The sequence below is a fragment of the Sphaerospermopsis kisseleviana CS-549 genome (assembly GCF_028329225.1).
In the GTDB taxonomy this organism is placed as follows: Bacteria; Cyanobacteriota; Cyanobacteriia; order Cyanobacteriales; family Nostocaceae; genus Sphaerospermopsis; species Sphaerospermopsis kisseleviana.
The window spans coordinates 16,449-36,981 of record NZ_JAQMTI010000095.1; the positions used below are offsets into that span (position 1 = coordinate 16,449).

At 37.3% G+C, this 20,533-nt stretch carries 20 protein-coding genes and 1 pseudogene; 1 reads left to right on the top strand and 20 read right to left on the bottom strand.

The window, feature by feature from the left end:
* Positions 1-15: 15 nt before the first annotated feature.
* The 3 genes and pseudogenes from PN497_RS07110 to PN497_RS07120 form a co-directional block, all read right to left on the bottom strand.
* Entirely contained in the window at positions 16-3,969 is a 3,954-nt protein-coding gene (locus PN497_RS07110) for an Eco57I restriction-modification methylase domain-containing protein (RefSeq protein ID WP_096570413.1), read from the bottom strand.
* 275 nt (positions 3,970-4,244) lie between these two features.
* Positions 4,245-4,346, bottom strand: a pseudogene (locus PN497_RS25750) (DNA cytosine methyltransferase); the annotation flags it as partial.
* Between the two features lie 85 nt (positions 4,347-4,431).
* Positions 4,432-4,809 (bottom strand): hypothetical protein, encoded by a 378-nt coding sequence (locus PN497_RS07120; protein ID WP_272109854.1) that lies wholly within the window; start codon positions 4,807-4,809, stop codon positions 4,432-4,434.
* A 272-nt stretch (positions 4,810-5,081) separates the two neighbouring features.
* Here PN497_RS07120 and PN497_RS07125 point away from each other — a divergent pair, with 272 nt between their 5' ends.
* Positions 5,082-10,142 (top strand): WD40 repeat domain-containing protein, encoded by a 5,061-nt coding sequence (locus PN497_RS07125; protein WP_096570411.1) that lies wholly within the window; start codon positions 5,082-5,084, stop codon positions 10,140-10,142.
* Between the two features lie 72 nt (positions 10,143-10,214).
* Here PN497_RS07125 and PN497_RS07130 read toward each other — a convergent pair whose 3' ends face one another.
* The 17 genes from PN497_RS07130 to rplO all read right to left on the bottom strand — a co-directional run bounded on the left by PN497_RS07130 (position 10,215) and on the right by rplO (position 20,523).
* Entirely contained in the window at positions 10,215-10,538 is a 324-nt protein-coding gene (locus PN497_RS07130) for a helix-turn-helix domain-containing transcriptional regulator (RefSeq protein WP_096570409.1), read from the bottom strand.
* A 5-nt stretch (positions 10,539-10,543) separates the two neighbouring features.
* Positions 10,544-10,915: a type II toxin-antitoxin system RelE/ParE family toxin gene (locus PN497_RS07135; RefSeq protein WP_096570406.1), complete on the bottom strand. Its 372-nt coding sequence runs from the start codon at positions 10,913-10,915 to the stop codon at positions 10,544-10,546.
* Positions 10,916-10,961: 46 nt separating this feature from the next.
* Complete coding sequence (locus PN497_RS07140; RefSeq protein WP_272109856.1) at positions 10,962-11,087, bottom strand: hypothetical protein; 126 nt, start codon at positions 11,085-11,087, stop codon at positions 10,962-10,964.
* Positions 11,088-11,233: 146 nt separating this feature from the next.
* Complete coding sequence (prfA, locus tag PN497_RS07145) at positions 11,234-12,328, bottom strand: peptide chain release factor 1 (protein ID WP_096572769.1); 1,095 nt, start codon at positions 12,326-12,328, stop codon at positions 11,234-11,236.
* 123 nt (positions 12,329-12,451) lie between these two features.
* On the bottom strand, positions 12,452-12,685 hold the full coding sequence (gene rpmE / locus PN497_RS07150) for a 50S ribosomal protein L31 (protein WP_096570404.1): 234 nt from the start codon (positions 12,683-12,685) through the stop codon (positions 12,452-12,454).
* Between the two features lie 126 nt (positions 12,686-12,811).
* Positions 12,812-13,231: a 30S ribosomal protein S9 gene (gene rpsI / locus PN497_RS07155; protein WP_096570402.1), complete on the bottom strand. Its 420-nt coding sequence runs from the start codon at positions 13,229-13,231 to the stop codon at positions 12,812-12,814.
* A 2-nt stretch (positions 13,232-13,233) separates the two neighbouring features.
* Complete coding sequence (rplM, locus tag PN497_RS07160; RefSeq protein ID WP_096570400.1) at positions 13,234-13,689, bottom strand: 50S ribosomal protein L13; 456 nt, start codon at positions 13,687-13,689, stop codon at positions 13,234-13,236.
* 117 nt (positions 13,690-13,806) lie between these two features.
* Positions 13,807-14,640: a tRNA pseudouridine(38-40) synthase TruA gene (gene truA, locus PN497_RS07165; RefSeq protein ID WP_096570398.1), complete on the bottom strand. Its 834-nt coding sequence runs from the start codon at positions 14,638-14,640 to the stop codon at positions 13,807-13,809.
* A gap of 124 nt (positions 14,641-14,764) precedes the next feature.
* The gene (rplQ, locus tag PN497_RS07170) at positions 14,765-15,115 is read right to left on the bottom strand and encodes a 50S ribosomal protein L17 (protein ID WP_096570396.1); all 351 of its coding nucleotides are present in this window, start codon (positions 15,113-15,115) and stop codon (positions 14,765-14,767) included.
* A 32-nt stretch (positions 15,116-15,147) separates the two neighbouring features.
* Positions 15,148-16,092, bottom strand: coding sequence for a DNA-directed RNA polymerase subunit alpha (locus PN497_RS07175; RefSeq protein WP_096570394.1), 945 nt, complete (start codon positions 16,090-16,092; stop codon positions 15,148-15,150).
* A 471-nt stretch (positions 16,093-16,563) separates the two neighbouring features.
* Positions 16,564-16,959 carry a 30S ribosomal protein S11 gene (rpsK, locus tag PN497_RS07180; RefSeq protein WP_096570392.1) on the bottom strand — a complete coding sequence of 132 codons (396 nt, stop codon included), beginning with the start codon at positions 16,957-16,959 and terminating at the stop codon, positions 16,564-16,566.
* Between the two features lie 58 nt (positions 16,960-17,017).
* Entirely contained in the window at positions 17,018-17,398 is a 381-nt protein-coding gene (gene rpsM / locus PN497_RS07185) for a 30S ribosomal protein S13 (protein ID WP_096570390.1), read from the bottom strand.
* Positions 17,399-17,513: 115 nt separating this feature from the next.
* The gene (rpmJ, locus tag PN497_RS07190) at positions 17,514-17,627 is read right to left on the bottom strand and encodes a 50S ribosomal protein L36 (protein WP_013191489.1); all 114 of its coding nucleotides are present in this window, start codon (positions 17,625-17,627) and stop codon (positions 17,514-17,516) included.
* Positions 17,628-17,743: 116 nt separating this feature from the next.
* A complete protein-coding gene (gene infA / locus PN497_RS07195; protein ID WP_006276978.1) occupies positions 17,744-17,968 on the bottom strand; it encodes a translation initiation factor IF-1 in 225 nt (74 codons plus the stop codon).
* Between the two features lie 171 nt (positions 17,969-18,139).
* A complete protein-coding gene (locus tag PN497_RS07200) occupies positions 18,140-18,694 on the bottom strand; it encodes an adenylate kinase (RefSeq protein WP_096570388.1) in 555 nt (184 codons plus the stop codon).
* A complete protein-coding gene (gene secY, locus PN497_RS07205; RefSeq protein ID WP_096570386.1) occupies positions 18,694-20,007 on the bottom strand; it encodes a preprotein translocase subunit SecY in 1,314 nt (437 codons plus the stop codon). The genes PN497_RS07200 and secY overlap by 1 nt, the downstream gene beginning before the upstream one ends.
* 69 nt (positions 20,008-20,076) lie before the next feature.
* Entirely contained in the window at positions 20,077-20,523 is a 447-nt protein-coding gene (gene rplO, locus PN497_RS07210) for a 50S ribosomal protein L15 (protein WP_096570384.1), read from the bottom strand.
* Between the last annotated feature and the right edge of the window lie 10 nt (positions 20,524-20,533).

The window sequence follows — 20,533 nt, forward strand, 5'->3', positions numbered from 1 at the left end:
TTCTAGTGATTCATCTTACAACACAACTTTTAAAGCTTTCTCGATAATATTTACATATTCTTCTACTTTATACATTCGATAGGCAATTTTATCAATTTGATTTCTAATTTCTATTTGTCTCAGTAAAACTGTTTCTAAATCTGCTCTACCTACTTCTTGTGAAACTCTATTTGCAATCACTTCTAAAGTACGAAAATTACTAAATCTATCTTGATCATATCTCTTAACTTTAATAACGTCAAAAGCAATATTCACTAAGTTTCCTATTTCCCGTGATAATTTTTGTTTGCGACGGAAAGAAGCATCAAATTCAGTTAAATAAATTAATCTTGCTAACAGATATCTCCGTAAATAGGAATTACGAATATTGACGTTAGCTATTTCTATCCATTCTCTATCCCCTTCTTTCCAATCTTCATCATCAGTTACTTCTCCCCATATTATATATCCATTTGCAGTTGGCTCAATTTTTAATGCTAATAAATGTCCTTCTGCGTTTGCATTAGCACTTTCCCATTCAATGTCAATAGCATAATCACCAGTTAATTTATGATATTCATTTAATGATACTTCTTTGCTGGGAATTTTCGCAGCTTTATCTTCATAAGTCGTGATAATTTGATAGCGATTTTGCCAAATTTTATGCGCTTCACGACTTAATTTTACTAACTCTTGATAATCAGATTTTGTGTCATCATTATTTGTTTCATCATTAAATGAGGGAATTGGTAAATCACCAACTTGATTTTCAAAATATTCAAATATTCCTTTTCCTGTTAATTTGCCAAGTCCACCTAATGCAGTATAACGAAATTCCAGAACTTTAGAATTAAGTAAAGCAACCAAAGCGTATAGTTGATCAAGTTTTAAATCCTCTGGATCATAACAATATATATCTCGCAAGAATATAGCTGTAGTGTCTGTTAAACCTGCTAAATTACCTGCTAAATCAACACTAAATCTATTACTGGTAGCACGATATGGACATAAAATTTTAGGTCGAAAATGAGAGTGTTGATCTTTCCGTCTTGATCTGTGTAAAGCATACCATTCACAACTTCCTTCCTTATAAGCTGCTCTGCTTTCTAGCTTATTTCTATTTGCTAGTAAATACTTTTGAATTGCTATTGATAAATCTTCAAAATTTTCACTACTTTCAATATATAATAGTTGGGAATTATCCGGTATAAACCCATAGGCTAAAATTCCAGAATTTTTGACTATTTGGTATAGTTTTTCGTTGGGAAAGCTAGATGGAAAACCCTGCTCAGGTGCAAAAATCTTATTTTCTCCTGTTTGAATACCCTGCTCCACTAGATCACATTCAGGTAATTCTCTTAGTTTCACTCCTTGATTATCAATGACATTAAAAATATGATTATAGGGTGAAATTTGCCAACGATTATCATCTAAATCAGATTGTTTAATATCTACCTGGGTTACACCATGAGTTAAATTTAAACAATCATCATCAGTGTTAAAAGTATTTTTCACAATATCCAAATCCAGAACATAAAAAGTAGTAAAACTATCTTCTGGTTGAGGATTTTTCCTTTGCAATTGCATAATACAAGTAGCAATTCCCGCTTGAAAAACTTGATGTCCTAAAAAATCAATAATGTTAATTATCTTCGTATTTTTACAAATAAATTCTCGTAAACTTCTAGATTTATCACCTTGAATAAAAGAACGAGAAATGATAAAACTTAAATAACCATCTTCCTGTAAAATATCAAAACCCCGACGGAAGAAATAAAATAAAATATCTGTTTTATCAGTATAAATATCAGAATAAGCAAATTTTAACCATTTTAATTCCAATGCACCTCTACCAAAGGTAGCATCAACATTAAAATAAGGAGGATTACCAATTATTGCAGAAAATCCTCTTGCTGATTTTGGTAATCTAGGATCAAAAATATGGGGAAATTCCAATTCCCAATTAAATGGTTTTTTTAGTACAACTTCCTCAACCGCAGTTGATAAAGTTATTAATTCAGATTTGATTCTTGCTAATTCTCCTGAAGTCCAATTTTTTAAACCCCAATTTTTTAAACCATTTTCTAAACTTTGTTCTGAATGATTTTCTTGTATGATTAACTTTCTAATTTCTGCTATCTCGTTATCTTCAGCATCTCGATTTTTAATTAAATTAACTACCGAATTGATACTTTCATCACTAGCAAAAAAAGCAGTTAAAACCGGATTAATTTCTTGATTAATTGCTGTAATTCTAGTTTCTAAATTACTAACCGCTTGATTTCTTTCTATTTCCGTTTGAGTATTATCTCTAGCAATTTTAGCCAAATCTGCGACTATTGCTAATTGTGTTTCAAAAGGTTGTAAATTAGCAGGACTATGAACTAAACTATCACCAACACGAATATTTAAAGTTAGTGCAGGGAGATGGGAATAAATAGAACCATTGCGTCTACCATATTCACCTGGTCGCGCACGTAATAACCTAGTCCATAATGATAATTTTGCTAATAAAACTGCTTGGGGATCTCGATCTACTCCATGCAGCATTTTTACTAAAATTTGTTCTTCAGGATTAATAATTGGTTGGGGTGCTACATGACTAAATAAATCAAAATTTGCGGGTATTTTGGCATTTTGACAACCTAGATTATAACGTTTAATTTCTGTTAATAAATAATCAAATGCACCTAATAAAAATGAACCTGAACCACAAGCAGGATCAAGCACTGTAATTTCTAAAACCGAAGTTGCTACTAAATAAGCTTGTTGTAATTCACCTGCTGCTAGTAATTCAATAGCTTGATCAATTTTCGGTTTTACTAAAGGTTGTAAAGTTTGCTGAACAATGCGACGGACTATATAATTAGGAGTATAGAAAATACCTTCTTTTTTGCGAGTTTTTTGATTTTCTAATATTTGAATAATATCATTTTCTAAAATTAATTGATGAGCCAAAAATTGTTCATAAGCAGTACCTAAAATATCCTGAGTTAAAGTTGTAAAATCATAGTTATAAATTGAACGATAATTAGCCAATGTTCCTGTAATGGGATAAAGTATTCCCTGTTGGGGAACAGCATTAATCACAATAATTGATTCTAAATATTCAACATCAATGCTTAATTCATCAATCCAGGAAGGTTGAAATAATTCAGTATTATATCCCACCCATGTATGACGAAAAGCACGCCTTAATTCTTCAATAAAAGGTAAATCAGGAAAAGTTTGCTGCCAGTTATAATAAACTCTACCCAGATAATTAAATGGCATTTCTCGGCTAAATGTTTCTAAAAGTCTAATTAAGAGAAACCGATTCAGAATAATTTGGGCAGCTTCACGAATTTGATCTAAACTTAAATCAGGGTGAGATTTTTTAATACCATTAGCAATAATAATTCGCCAAATTTTTAAATCTGCTAGAAATTTTGCCCCTAATTCTTCTCTGGATTTTTCACTATAAAAAGCTTCTAACCGATTACTAGATAAATTTTCCCGGACTAAACAATTGTATAATGTACTAAGCAATTCAGGATCATTTTTCAGATCCTCCATTGTAAAAGACCAAAAAGGTTTGCGATCCTGTAATCTTAAAATATGCCATTCTCGAAAATTAGATAAAATAATCCAAAGAACAGGCTCTTGTGTACCAATATCTAAACTATAATTTCTGATATAATCTAATACTTGTTTTTCATTAGCTTCCCAGATATTTTTATCCCATAAACTTTTAGCTTCAAACAACAATTTAGGATGTTTTCCGACTTCATTACGCAGCAAATAATCCACCCATGTAGTAGTACCAATTAAACTACGAATTGCACCTTCTAAAGTCCGGTATTCTGAAGTATAACCGAGAGCATCTAAAACAGGGACAATGAGACTATTTTTAGTATTTTCTTCTGGTTTACCACTACGTGGTGAACCTAACATAGTTTCTGCGGTTGTAATTAACTGAGTAATATTTTCGCGGAATTGTGATAGTGACATTTACTTACTCATTCATGAATCATCATCTATGATACCTGGTTTTTTATCCTTTTGATAAGGCATAAAAAAAATTTACATATAAGTATGAAAAGTAAGGTTGGGTTGAACAAATTGACACACTTGAAGTTTCTTGATGGTAAATCCTACCGACAGCTTAACCAAGAAACATGATAATTTTTATGTTTATCCTGTTCTCGAATATACATTAAGAGACAATTAGCGACATATTCTGCTAACTTAACAGGTACAGCATTACCAATCATCTGTTCTAAGTCTGTTTTTGAACCTGAGAAAATAAAATCTTTCGGAAAAGTTTGAATATAACTTCTTTCAATAGTAGTTAAAGGACGTAAATCTGGTGTTAAGCTGTTACACAGCTAAATTGTATAATCCTAATATTCTGAACTCTTGTGGAACAGGCAAGATGCCTGTTCCACTTATACAAATTAAATGCACAACAGCTTACTGGTGCAACATCTCCCGAATGTTGTTGATAATTTTTAGGTATTGGCCTATGATTCCTTCTAGGTTTTTGAGCAGGTATTTACCACTAGTTCTGTGTCCACTGGTAAGGTAGAAGCGATAGCCTCTAATTTCATCATCATCTCCTCCTACGCAGAGTTCTACGGTGATGGGTGCTTTGCCTGATGCTTGGCTGTAATTTTCTACACAGGCTTTAAAGTCTTCATGGAATTGAATAGAACCGTTTTCTAGTGATTGAGTAATGGCTTTATCGAGTGTGTTTTCTATATGGCGGAGTTTGCGGCGGTCTGTCAGGTTTTCCCAGGAGCGAGTTTGTGTCTGTTTTCGCTTTGGTTTGGTTGGTGTTTTGGTAGCCATAGTGACGATGACGCTGGTTGCCTTAGTTGGTAAGGTAACAGGGCTTTATCTTTGATGACATTGACCTTTTGGCTATTTCTTTTTTGTCCACTTGGCTATTTTTGATATTCGGTATTACTAATGTTCAACAAGCTACTTTCTAAACACTCAGATACAAACAATTTTATTTGTATATTTGTAAAGATAATTTTATTACTATTGGCACTCTAGAAAACACAGAATAATATTGATTTAGAATCTTTTACCGAGTCATTATAAATATTTGTAAATATATGAACACAAAACTTAATCAAATTCAACATCGTTTAGCAATTGGAAATGAACAAGAAAGACTGGCTGCTTTAGCAGAATTATTGGAATGTGGGCAACAAGGCTTTGACTGTTTCATGGAACATTCTCTAAAAGATAAATCAGAGAAAGTACAACAATCAGCGTACTGGATTTTACATGAATATAATCCTTATTTAAAAAGTTCTACAGAAGAAGGTAGGAAAATTCATCCTACGGATACTATTACTTGTTTGGCTATCAGTCCTAATAACAAAATTATTGTCGGAGGAACTTGGCAGAAAATCTGGGTATGGGATTTACAAACTGGTGAAATATTATATAGCCTCTTTGGACATTCTCATTGGGTTTTATCTGTTGCTATTAGTCCTGATGGCAATACTCTTGTTAGTGGCAGTGCAGACCAGACAATTAAAATATGGAATCTGACAAATGGAAAGCTAACTAAAACATTAAATGGTCATTCTAGCTGGGTAAATGCTGTTAGTATTAGCAAGGATGGAAATACTATTGTTAGTGGTAGTTCTGATAAAACTATTAAAACTTGGAATTTACAATCAGGTGTTTTAAAGAAAAACATTCAAGAAGACGATAATTTGTCATCTGTTTTATGTTTAGCAATCAGCCATGATAATAAAGTTATAGTTGGAGGGTGTACAAATAATAAAATTGTTTTATTTGATTTAGAGACTGGTAAAATAATCAGGAGTTTAGAGGGACATAATAGTTGGATTCAAGGAATTATTATTACTTCAGATAATCAACAATTAATTAGTGCTAGTCGCAATGGAGAAATAAAATTTTGGCAAGTAGTTTCAAGTTCCAAAGATAATTCTTATAAATTAAATCGGCGTACATTTTTCATACAAGGTGTGATAGATATAGTTAGTATTGGACTTTGTATTTTAATAGCAGGTAAAGTACGTACATTTTTTGACTATAGTTCCGATCAGTTACTCTCTATCCTAGTAAGAAGTATTGCAGATATATTAGCATCTGGACTATTTATTTTCGTAGCATTTCTAGGACGTGGAATATTTGGGATTGTTGATGATAGCTCTTCTACTAAATTACCCGTACAAAGTTTAGAATTTATTAAAACTGATAAATATGAACTGCCAATTTATGCTTTAAATGATTACCCAATCAATGATTACCCAATCAATAATCATATATTTATCTTTTGTCATGGTACAACTATCAAAGTTTATTCACGAAATGAAAAGAAAATTATTTCAACCATGTTTGAAGAATCCGGTTTTATTGGTGCTGTAACAACTAGTTCTAATGGGAACATTATAGCTAGTGCCGGAAATAATTGGTTAAGATTGTGGAACTTTAAAACAGGAAAGCCACTACATACCTTAAAAGGACTTTCTTATCCAAGGCTAAGTGAAATTATTATTATTCATTCTTCTCAAGAAATATTTTTTGGAGAGTCTCATTTATTCACTGTTAAGGGATTAGACCAAAACAAAATAGAAATTGATATAGATATAAATCAGGTAAAATGGAAAGCTACAGGAGGTAAAATTAAAGATGGTTTATTTACAGCAGGAGAAAGAGAAGGTAAGTTTAATATTAAGTCCAGCGTAGGTATTTTTGAAGTATCTTTGCCTATTAAAATTATAGAACCGCCTAGAATTACACAACTAATATTGTATACTACTAGGTTAACCATAGAATTTGGTCAATCGCAGAAAATTATAGGTCAAATCTTAGATCAACGCGGTAATATAATGCCAAACGAGACTATACCTTGGACAGAAATTGCTGGTGGTGAAATAGATAAAGATGGATATTTTAAAGCTGGATATGTTGCAGGAAATTTTGAGCTTATTGCTGTTGTTGGTTCAATACGGAATATTGTAAATGTCCAAATAATTGAGCCTCCTAAACTCAGCCAATTAGTTATGGTTTCTTCAACTTTTAATTTATTTGTTAAAGAAAGTTTTTATTTTGTAGTTAAAGGTATAGATCAATATGGCAATGATATCACAATAAGTCAAGTTAGTTGGAAGGCAAGTCAAGGAATAATTGATAACCAAGGTTTATACACAGCAGAAAATCAAGAAGAAAAAATAATAATTCAAGCATCCGTAGGAGATATCAGTACATTTGTAGAAGTTGAAATTCGAGAACCTTCTCGACTAACAAGAATAGAAATTTCACCATCATCTATCATTTTATTACCAGGGAAAAGTTGTTATTTTTCTATCAAAGGTTATGATCAACGTGATGAAGAAATGTCTGTAAATAATATTAGATGGAAAACAACAGACGGTTTAATTAATGAATATGGAAATTTTTATACTTTTGATTATCAAAAAGGTATTTGTGAAATCAGTGCTAATGTAGGTAGTTTAATTGCTACTGCTGAAGTGAATGTACCTGTTGTTTTAAAACATTTAGAAATTTCTCCACAAGAAATAGAACTAGAACCAGAGGAAGAATATCAATTTACTCTAAATGCTTTCGATCAAAGAAATGACAGTTTAGATATTCAAGGGGTAAGATGGAAAACAACAGGTGGCATTATTAATAATAATGGAGTTTTTCAAGGGGATTATAGTAGTAGTGAAATCACTATCACTGCAACTTTAGAGAATATAAGTGTTAATGCTAAAGTAATTATTCTACCTGTTTTAATTAGTTTGAAAATCACTCCCAAGAGTTCATACTTACATCCACATGAAACGCAACTATTTAAAATCAAAGGTACAGATCAATATGGCAATGATATCACAATAAGTCAAGTCAGTTGGGATGCTAGTTCAGGAATTATTGATAAACAAGGTTTATACACAGCAGGAAAACAAGAAGAAAAAGTAATAATTAAAGCATCCGTAGGAAATATCAGTACATCTATAGAAGTTGAAATTCGTGAACCTTCTCGACTAACAAGAATAGAAATTTCACCATCATCTATCATTTTATTACCAAATGAAAGTTGTTATTTTTCTGTTACAGGGTATGATCAGCGTTATGAAGAAATGTCTGTAAATAATATTACATGGACAACAACAGACGGTTTAATTAATGAATACGGAAGTTTTTATACTTTTGACTATCAAAAAGGTATCTGTCAAGTCAGTGCTAAGGTAAGTAATTTAACTACTACTGCTGAAGTGAATGTACCTGTTGTTTTAAAAGGTTTAGCAATTTCTCCACAAGAAATAGAACTTAAACCAGAAGAAGAATATCAATTTACTCTCATTGCATTTGATCAAACAGGTGAACTTTTAAATACTGAAAATGTTATTTGGAAAAGTACAAAAGGTGGAAACATTAATGATAGTGGTTTACTGGAGGTTGATTATAATACAGAGCTAGAAATTACCGTAAGTGCTACCATAGATAATATAAGTGTTAATGCTAAAGTAATTATTTTACCTGTTTTAAGACGTTTAGAAATTACTCCCGCTTTTGTGTATCTAAACCCTGGTGAAGAAAGATTATTTATTGTTAACGGAATAGACCAATTTGGTCAAGAAATTGATCCTGGAGAAGTCTATTGGCAAACAACAGGGGGTAAAATTGACCAGAATGGTAATTTTATTATAATTGTAGAAAATAATGAAGTTATTCTTGATAGTAAAGTAATCGTTTACTCAAAATCGGTATTTAAATATAGTCGTAAAAAAAGAGACTTTTTCCTATTTCTAGGTATTATAAATTTAATATTATTTAAATTAATTTCTTATGAAGAACTTATAAGTGATGTATTAAATCCTAATATAGAATCACCTGGACTAGAAGCAATAGACGTAGATTCTACAGATTACGACTCTCCAACATCCAATACAGAATCAAATGATAAAATAGCAAATATTAGGGAAATTATATTAATATTTTTTAGAGAAATTAGTGATTTTTTAGAAGGATGGATAGTTAAAAAGTCGAAAAGAATTTTAGCTAAGTTCTTTAAATCTTTGAGTATGTTCTTTTTCAACGAAGCATCTGCAAAATTATCAGCTTATGCTGATGTAATTGTTTTGCAAGCTGCCGAAAATCCCTATAAAGATTTTGAATGTCTTCAAATTCTTGAGCATCATTCACATTGGGTAGGTTCAGTTGACGAAAATCCCTATAAAGATTTTGAATGTCTCCAAATTCTTGAGTATCATTCACATTGGGTAGGTTCTTTAGCTATTACTCCTGATGGACAGAAACTTATTAGTGCTAGTTGGGACAAAACAATCGGAATTTTTAAATTAAATACATATCAAGTGATTGATGTATTAAAAAATCATACAGATGATGTTGAATGTATTGCTATTACTCCAGATGGACAAGAAATTATTAGTGCAGGTTGGGATGATACTATTACGTTTTGGGATCTTAATACAGGTTGTTTAATTAATACCTATGATTTTTCACATAGAGTTGTATTGGTAGCAGTTACACCAGATGGACAATACTTGATTAGTGGTGAGTTTTCACAGACTCTAAAAATATGGTGTTTGAAAAATAAACAAATAATTAATGTAATAAAACCTCGTTCGGTTGATAATGATCATCCTTTTTATTGGCATAAATGTATTACTATAACTCCTGATTCACAAAGAGTAATAGTGGCCAGAAAGAAAATCGAAGTCTATGATATATACACTGGCAAATTACAGAATATTGTAGGAGGAGATTTAGGATGGGTTTATGCTTTAGCTATTACACCAGATGGAGGTAAACTCATCAGTAGCTATGATAAAAAAATTATAGTGTGGGATTTAACAACAAAGTCTCAAGAAATAATGCTAGTTTTAAATAGTTATGCTGACAGAAATATTGATCTCGCAATTACTCCAGATGGACAAAGACTTGTATCATGTGGATTGAGAAATCATAACACCCCTGAATTAGATAATAAATCATTCATTGAAATCTGGGATTTAAACAATGGTGAACGCATTCATTACATCCAAGAGTATACCACAGAACATAATTTGATTTATTGTTTAGCAATTACTCCAGATGGAAAAAGAATTGTTACTGGTTATCAGAATGGAATTATTAAAGTATGGGGAAATCCAATTCTCAATTCATAACTGTAGTTCAACACTAATAGTAAATTCATAGAATCTCAACTTTTGAATACAATGCTGATAACAAACTTCTTATCAGGAAATAACCGTCGTCTTCACTTGAATATCAACATTCAGTTTTTTCCGCAAAACTTTGAAAATAGCAGTCAAATTATCCATCGTTGGATTACCTTTTGCTGATAACATCCGATGTAAACTCTTACTCGGTTTAGAAGTTTCAATTGCCAATTGTTCAAAACCTACCGTTGCATTGACAATATCTCTCAAAATCAATCTTGCTGTTTCTGGTTCACCATTCAGGAAAAGAGAAATAGCTTCATCAAGTAAAGCGATCGCAAACTCAGAATCTCTTTGCACTCGTGCATTAACGGTTTCTTTAAAGTCTCTAGTTAGTGCCATAATAACTACCTCTTCTCTCTATTATCGTTGTCAGTTGCTTGCTCTTTGCTAATTTCTTTTTTTCGTCTTTTGTACTCTTGGTATAATTCTTTAGCACGATTAATATCAGATTGCTGATTTTTCTTTGTTCCCCCACCAAATAAAACTATAAGCTGTTTACCATCTTGAGCTAGATAAATCCGATATCCAGGACCCCAATCAATCTTATATTCACCAATTCCATCAAACCATTTAACTTTTGATGTATTGCCTAATTCCAAACGAGACTTAGCAACTGTTACCTTCGCAGCTGCTTGGGCACCCAAGCTATCAAACCATTCTTGGTAAGGACTTGAACCATCTTCTTTAAGATATTCTTGAACTCTTATAATAGACATACTGCTATAGTAACTTATGTGTTACCATAAGTCAAGCAGTATGATTTTAAATAAACTTGTAGTAGTGTAAATTATAAAATCTCAACCATTCTTTATTCAGCAATAAATCCATCGGGTTAGCTAACTCTTGGTTAGAGGTGAACGGAATATAATTAGATTCTTGCTGACTCATTACTTATCCTCACTACTTTTGCTACAAGAACGCCATACACCGTACTCAAAATAAACTAGATTATCTTAATCATAAAAAAAACCGCCTATTCCTGTAAAAAAACAACAACAAAATAAGCGGTTTTAGCAAATATTTAAAGCTAAAAATTAATTATTAGCAGCAGCTAATTCTGCTAAACGTTCCTGTTGATCTTGAGAAATACAAGATTGAATCAAGGTTTCAATATCACCTTCTAAAACAGGATTCAAAGTGAAATTCTGTCCCAAACGATGATCAGTCACCCGACTATCTTTATAATTGTAAGTGCGGATTTTTTCTGAACGAGAACCAGTACCAACTTGCGATCGCCTCATCGAAGTTACAGCTTCCTGTTGTTCCCGCAACTTCATTTCATAGAGTTTCGCCCGCAAAATTTGCATCGCCCGTTCCTTATTCTGTAACTGACTCCGTTCTTCAGTACAGAAAATGCGGATACCAGTCGGTTTGTGCATCAAGTCAACCGCCGTTTCCACCTTGTTCACGTTTTGTCCACCCGCACCACCAGAACGCGCAGTAGTCATTTCAATATCTTTCGGATCAATATGCACCTCTACATCATCCACTTCTGGCATAATAGCCACAGTAGCGGTAGAAGTATGCACCCTACCCCCCGCCTCTGTTGCTGGAACACGCTGCACACGATGAACACCAGCTTCAAACTTCAGCTTACTGTAAACACTATCACCTTGAATTTCCAGAATTACTTCCTTAAAACCGCCCATCTCACCCAGAGACTCGCTGACTAGCTTCACTCTCCAACCTTGAGTATCAGCATAGCGAGAATACATTCTCAGCAGATCACCCGCCCAAATACTCGCTTCATCACCACCAGTCCCAGCGCGAATTTCCAACATGATGTTTTTATCATCATTCGGATCACGAGGTAGCAGCAATATCTTCAACCTGTCTTCCAGATGTTCTATCTTATCTTCTAATTCCTTCACCTCCAAAGCTGCCATTTCTTGCAACTCTGGATCCCCATTAGACTCTTTAAGAATTTGACGCGCCCCAATTAATTCTTCCTGGGCAGTTTTCCAAGTTTCGTAAGTATTAACAACCTCTTCTAAAGAAGAACGAGACTTAGCAATTTTTTGATACTCATCAGGATTTTTCGCCGTATCTGGGTCTGCCAAACGGCGAGTTAATTCATGAAAAGTTTGTTCAACAGATTTTAGTTTCTCCAGTAAATATGATTCTGCCATAACGACTATACAAGCTCCTAAAAAATAACAAGTTGGCTCAAGCATAAAATGACAAGTGACCCCACAACCATGCAGGGTCCTTGTGGTGCAGGCATCATGCCAGCACAAGCTATAGCCAACCAGCTACTTTTTCTTTTTACTGCCTTGTTCGCCAGACATACCATATTTGCGGAGGAAGCGTTCCACACGACCCTCAGCGTCAATAATTTTCTGAGTACCAGTGTAATAGGGATGGTTTCCAGACCAAACATCTACGTGCAATTCCGGTTTTGTAGAACCAACAGTCATCACAACTTGACCGTTACAGTAGACCTTAGCCTCTGGATACCACTGGGGATGAATATCAGGTTTAGCCATTTTTCCTTTTGTGGTGTTTCTCTATCAAAATTATAACTAGGATTGGTGACTGGGGACTGAGGACTGGGGACTGGGTAAAATTTGGTATACCTCCTGCCTCCTGCCTTCTGCCTCCTGCCTCCAGCTTTATCGTTTGGAGTATTGAGGAGCTTTGCGAGCTTTGTGTAAACCGTATTTTTTCCGTTCTTTAGCTCGTGGATCACGAGTTAAATAACCTTCGATTTTCAAAGGTGAACGGTTATCAGGATCTAATTGACACAACGCACGAGCGACACCCAAGCGAATAGAGTCAGCTTGACCGGTTAAACCACCGCCTTCAGCTTTTACTAAAATGTCATATTCGCTTTCTAGTCCCAAGGTTTCTAAGGGTGCTTTGATCGCTCCTAAGTAGTTGGCATTGAATTGGAAGTATAATTCTCCATCTTTGCCGTTAACGGTAAATTTACCTTCACCGGGAACTAAACGTACTTGTGCGACTGCGGACTTACGGCGGCCAGTACCCCAGTACACAGCGCGACCGCTATTAGCTTCTGCTACTGTTGCCATTATTAATTTTCTCCAGGAATTGTGTTAACAATTAGTTCTTTGGGTTTTTGTGCTGCGTGGGGATGGGTAGGACCAGCGTAAACTTTCAACTTTGTGAATAATTGTTTACCCAAGCTGTTTTTAGGTAACATCCCTTTCACAGCGTGTTCTACAATCCGTTCTGGTAAACGTTGTTGTAATTTAGCAAAGGTTTCTGTTTTCATTCCACCAGGACGGCCAGAATGGCGACGGTAAACTTTTTGAGTGCGTTTTTTACCGGTAACTGCTACTTTTTCGGCGTTGATCACAACTACGAAATCACCGGTGTCTAAGTGGGGTGTATATTCAGCTTTTCTTTTGCCTCTGAGAACCATAGCAATTTCGCTTGCTAGTCTACCCAGGCGTTTATCGGTGGCATCTACTACATACCACTCGCGCTCAAGTTTTTCTTGAGGAGGAAGGTAAGTTTTACTACTCATTGTTATTTTTCCTTTGTCGGTTTTGAGTGGTCAGTAATCAGCTTTCAGTAATCAGCTTTCAGTAATTAGTGGTCAGTTTTGATCTTTCACTGTCACCTGTCACCTGTCACCTGTCACCTATTTATCCTGACCAAACACTAAATATGGTTGGGTGTCGTACCAAATTTCCTGGGGAAAGGGAAAATCAGGATATCCTACCCTTAACAAGCATAAGCCTTGAGGTGGTGCGGCGTATTTCACTTTTTCCCGGTTTTCTGTTTGCCAGATGTTGGTGAAATCTTCGAGCGATCGCACTCCTGATCCCACTTCCACCAGCATCCCTACTAATAACCGCACCATACCGTATAAAAAACCATTTGCCTGAATTTCAATATGCAGCAATGAACCTTTTCGATAACATTCTGCTGCTTGTACTTCCACCCAGGAATGCGATCGCGCCGATCCTGCACGATGAAAAGCCGCTAAATGATGTTTTCCCAGCAGAGGTTTCAGGGCAGCTTGAATTAAATTTTCGTCCAAGGGAGCATAATAATAATGCCAACTGAAGGAGTTCACAAACAAGTTTGGTAGAGCTTCAGTATAGATTGCGTATCTGTACCGACGATACACTGCATTAAAGCGAGCGTGCCAACGGTCATCTACACCCGCCGAAGCCCTGATTAATATATCTGGGGGTAAGTAACTGTTCAAAACTGTTGCCCACTTGTGTGCGGGTATATAACCTGTAGCATCAAAATGGGCGACTTGAGCAGCTGCATGAACTCCGGCATCAGTTCGCCCTGCGCCGTGAAGTGTCACGTGATACCCCAGAACAGTAGCTATAGCTGTTTCTATCTCTTCTTGGACTGTTCGCTGCGCCTTTTGCCGTTGCCAGCCGTGAAAATTAGTACCTAGATACTGAATGACCAAGGCTACTCGATAAGTTGGTGTTGGCTGGCGGCTTTCTAACATACTGGGTTTGGTAAAAGGCAAGAGGCAAAAGGCAAGAGGCAAAAGGCAAAAGGCAATAGCTCTATAATGTTTATATCTTCCCTATTCCCTGTTCCCTATTCCCTATTTCCTGTTCCCTTTGACTTTAAACTAATTCAATAATCGCCATTTCTGCATTATCACCGCGACGGGGTACGGTGTGCAGAATGCGAGTATAACCACCTTGACGGTTAGCATACCGAGTAGGTGCTTGCTCAAACAAAGCATGAACTAGGGATTTATCGTAGATATAACCCAAAGCTTCCCGACGTGCTGCCAAAGAACCATCTTTAGCTAGGGTGATCATCTTTTCCGCTTCACTCCGCAATACTTTAGCACGGATTAAAGTTGTGGTAATACGACCATGACGGATAAGCTCAGTGGTGAGCGATCGCAATAAAGCACGACGCTGGTCTGTGGGTTTACCAAGTTTTTTGACTTTACAACGGTGACGCATAATAATGCACTTGAAATTATTACAAAATAAAATTAGTTTGGTTTAGAACCTCTTTCCTGCGGTAAAGTAATGCCTAAACGACGCTGTAAAGCTTCCACTACTTCTTCCGCCGACTTTTGACCAAAGTTTTTGATTTCCAAGAGGTCTTCTTGGGTATAATCCAGCAAATCTGCCACGGAATTAACTTGCGCTCGTTTGAGACAGTTATAAGCACGGACAGACAACTGCAATTCTTCAATGGGAATTTGAGCAGTTGGATCGTCTGGGATATCTGAACCCATATCTGTAGGTTCTAAGGAGATATCTTTTAACGGGTTAAATAAATCTACCAAAATTCCCGCCGCTGAAGATAGGGCTTCTTGAGGTGAAACGCTGCCATTAGTCCAAACTTCTAATAACAGTCGGTCTTTAAGAGTACCATCACCACGGGCTTCTTCAACGCTATAATTTACTTTTCGCACCGGCATAAATACCGAGTCAATTTGCAAAAAGTCCAGGGAAGTGGCTTCTTCTCTACCCCGTTCTACAGTACGATAACCTTTACCTCTTTCAATGCGAAATTCCATTTCCAGTTTGCCACCTTCAGCCAAAGTAGCTACATACTGGGTAGGATCAATCACATCTACTTCACTAGGCAAATCAAAATGTGCCGCAGTGACTGTTGCAGGACCATTAACCAATAACCGACCGATCTGGGGTTGAGAAGAATAGCTTTTGAGGATCACTTCCTTCATGCGCATGAGAATTTCCAGCACATCTTCCCTGACACCAGGAACTGTGGCAAACTCATGACTAACCCCAGCTATCCTTACTGCTGTAACTGCCGTCCCTTCTAAATTGGACAACAAAACCCGCCGCAATGCGTTACCTACAGTTGTCCCTTGACCACGTTCTAAGGGTTCGAGGACAAATTTACTGTAATGGCTGCGACTTTCCTCTGTATTAGACTCTACACATTCAATTTGGAACTGCGCCACGGAGTAGCCTCCCTTTCAAGGTGCTGCTATCAGGCAATTAATTTGCCTATCAAATTCACTTTATGCTCTGATCTATGACTGTGGTGGATCAAACTGCCAACATATAAAATTAGTGATAGTTTGGTTTGCCAATTCAATCCGCAGGCATGTTAATATTCTGTTTTTCTGTTTTTTTGAAAGTTGAGCAGCCTTCCCATTGGGAGGGCTGATATGCTTTTTAATCACCAATTGCTTCTGAAGTTTACTTTATATTTCCCAGATTGCCTTGGCGGTGATTTCCCTGAGCATGAACTTTCTGCCTGAGCGTGTTTAACAGTTAATGCTTAGTAAGCATTCAGCTATCAGCGGTCAGCTTCTTAACAGTTACGCCAAAAATTACTATTTGATCATCTACGGATTTCTCAAACTTTCTGACTCCTGTACAGACGTTCCGGTGGAACGTCTCTACTGACTCCTGAATTCTGACAGTGTTTAAACTCGACGGCGCTTAGGTGGACGGCAGCCATTGTGAGGAATAGGGGTAATATCACGGATTAGGGTAATTTCTAATCCTGCTCCTTGCAACGCCCGGATCGCAGTTTCTCGACCGGCTCCAGGTCCACTTACCATCACCTCAATTTGACGCATTCCTTGGTCCATAGCGCGACGGCCTGCACTTTCAGCGGCGGTTTGTGCTGCGAAGGGAGTTCCTTTTTTTGCCCCTTTAAATCCACTTGAACCAGCACTTGCCCAGGAGATGACATCTCCATTTTGATCGGTAATGGTGACAATGCTATTGTTGAAAGTAGACTGAATGTAGGCAATGCCGTTAGGTACGTTCCGTTTCTGCTTTTTGCTCCCGGTTTTTTTAGTTGGTTGTCTTGCCATATTTGTTTGGTGAATTTAAGGTAAAACTTGCTGCCATGAGCAAGCCTAGAAAGTTTATTTATTTACCAGGGGCTTTCTTCTTACCAGCCACTGTTTGTCTTCTGCCGCGTCGGGTTCTGGCATTGGTGCGGGTTCTTTGTCCTCTGACGGGTAAGCCCATGCGATGACGACGGCCACGATAACAGCCAATATCCACTAGACGCTTGATGCTCATCGCCTCCAAACGGCGTAAGTCACCTTCTACCTGATAATTACTTTCTATTTCGGCTCTCAAAGCCGCTACATCAGCATCACTCAGGTCTTTAACGCGGGTGTCTGGGTTCACACCAGTAGCCGCTAGGATTTCTTGCGACCTTGTTAACCCAATTCCATAAATGTAAGTTAGACCAATCTCTACGCGCTTATCGCGGGGTAGGTCTACTCCCGAAATCCTTGCCACAATGAATGTCTCCCTCTTTTGTTCTTGCTCGCATTTAGCAGATCGTGATAATTAATCACATTCTTGGTTTTTGATGGTGATTTTTTGCTGCACCAAAGCTCTGGTAATCAGAGTTTTATCCTTGACGTTGCTTGTGTTTGGGGTTTTCACAAATCACCATAACGCGACCACGGCGCTTGATCACGTTGCATTTTTCACAGATTTTTTTGACTGAGGCTCTGACTTTCATGCCTGTTCTAATTGACTCCAAATAGTAAATTATAGCATTTCTAGGGAAATTATTTCAGTTAAGCAAGTGGGTAAATCCCAAATTGGCTGATTTATGGTAAGATTCTCTACATAGTTTTATTTCTTCCGTAGTCGATAGGTGATTCGGCCTTTTGTCAGGTCGTAGGGAGTTAACTCCACCTTGACCCGATCACCAGGTAAAATTTTGATGTAATTACGGCGAATTTTACCGGAAATGTGTGCTAGAACATTAAAACCATTGTCCAAGTCCACACGAAACATTGCATTGGGCAATGATTCGGTGACAGTCCCTTCCATTTCAATCAAATCTTGTTTAGACAAATTTTTTCCTCAACTCGACAATTTTCTGTTCCGTTGCCACAAATGCAATCGGTAAGAATACACAAATTGCGAAATATATCAACAGTTTATTAATATATCTTAGCTAAAAGGAATTGGGGACTGGGGATTGAGGATTGGGATATTTGCTCCTCTATTTCCCCTGTTCATCCCCTAAACAGCTATGACCTTTTTTAATTCGGCGGTAACTTCTTCTTGGGACTGATTACCGTTAACAGTTAAAAGTTTATGGCGATCGCCATAATATTTAATGAGTGGTGCAGTATCTCGGCGATAAACATCCAGACGATGACGAATTACATCTTCAGCATCATCTTTACGTCCTCGTCCCAACAACCGATCTATAACAATGTCATCGGGTGCATCCAGGTTAACCACCTTTTCCTCGTCCTTCTCCATTTTTGCCAACAGTTCTCCCAAGAAAATTGCTTGGGCAACTGTGCGAGGAAAGCCATCAAGAATCCAACCATGTTCTGCATCTGGTTTTTGGAGTCGTTCCTCAACCATATCTTCTACAAGTTTGTCAGGAACTAAATCACCCTTATCCATGTATTCTTGGGCTTTTTTCCCCAAATCTGTTTGGTCTGTAATGGCTTGGCGTAAAATGTCCCCAGTGGAAATATGAGGAATATTTAAAAAATCAGCCAAGGCTTTAGCCTGAGTTCCTTTACCCGCACCCGGTGGTCCCAAGAAGATTAATCGCGTCACTATTGTTTCACCATTCCTTCATAGCGTTGAGAGATAACGTAGGTCTGAATTTGCCTTGCCGTATCAATTGCCACGCCCACTAAAATTAATAAAGAGGTAGCACCCAACCCTCTAAAAGTTGGCACGTTTAAAGTGCTTTCTACAGCCGTGGGAATAATAGCCACTAAGCCCAAAAAGAGTGCGCCTAAAAAAGTCAATCTGTTACTGACACGCTCAATATACTCACTGGTAGCCTTACCGGGACGAATACCGGGAATACTAGAACCCATTTTCTTCAAGTTTTGCGCCACATCTACAGGGTTGAGAATCAACGAAGAATAGAAATAGCTAAAGAAGATAATAGAAACCATGTAAACCAAAGCATAAACCCAAGAACCAGAACCACTGGGACTGAGGTATGTATTGACGATATTTGCCAAGTCAGCGTTTTTAGTGAAGTTGGCTATTAGCAGTGGCAAACTGAGGATAGCTGCGGCAAAAATAATCGGCATCACACCGCCTTGATTGAGGCGTAAAGGAAGAAAACTCCTCTGTTCTGCCAAAACTCGCCGACCTACCTGACGACGTGCAGAAATAATGGGAATTCGGCGCATTCCTTCCTGCACGAACACAATACCGATAATGGTAGCTATAAAAACCAGTACGAGGACAATCACACGACCGACTATTTCCCGGCCGCCAACTTGTACCAAGTCAATGGTATCGCCTAAAGATTTAGGTAAAGAAGCAACAATGTTGACAAAAATCAACAAAGATGCACCATTGCCAATACCTCTTTCTGTGATCAGTTCCGATGCCCACATGACAAACATTGAACCAGCAGTGAGAGCGATCGCCGTTTCTGCCACAAAAACTGGTCCAGGATTAACGGCAAATTGTTGTAAGAACAATGCTGAAAAAGCCGTACTTTGAACAACTGCCCAACCAACAGTCACATAGCGGGTAATTTGCGATATTTTCCGCCGTCCTGCCTCCCCTTCATTTTTCTGTAAGTTTTCTAAAGAAGGTATGGCGGCAGTCAGCAATTGGATGATAATAGACGCATTGATAAAGGGCAAAATCCCCAGAGCAAATACCCCCAGTGTAGAGAGTCCCCGTCCCGAAAATATATCCAATAAACCGAAAATGGAATTATTGCCGGATATAGCTTCTGCAAATCTCTCCCGATTAATTCCTGGAACTGGTAAAAAGATGCCCAGGCGAACCAAAATTAAAATACCGACTGTGACCAGCAGCCTTCCTCTCAGTCCAGCTGCTTGCGCCATCTGCATAAAAGTTTCTTGAGCCGTTGGGGCTTTGTCTCGACTGATCATAGAGTGCTACCTTTATAGTTAACCAGGCGCTGGAAGCGAGTTGACTAGCTGGGAGTGCTGTTTCCTGGCTCAGTCTAAGACTTCACAACTTCCGCCAGCTGCCTCAATTTTGCTACGAGCTTGGCCTGTGAAAGCTGCCGCTTGCACCTTGAGCGGAATGCCCAATTCCCCATTACCCAAGATTTTCAAGGGGCCTTTAACAGATGTAAGAATCCCAGCTTCCTTCAAAGAAGCCAAAGTTACTTCTGAATTAGCAGGTAGGGAGGCCAACTTCTCTACATTTATCGTAGTGTAAACTTTACGATTAACGACGGGAAACCCCTTGAGTTTAGGTATCCGACGGTACAACGGCTGTTGACCACCTTCAAAACCTGGTCTAGTGCTACTACCGGAGCGAGATTTTTGACCCCGCATACCTAGACCTGCACTAGCACCTTGACCAGCAGAAATACCTCTACCTACACGCTTACGGCGTTTTTTTGAGCCTTTTTGGGGCTTAACATCGTTGAGTCTCATTTGGATTTGG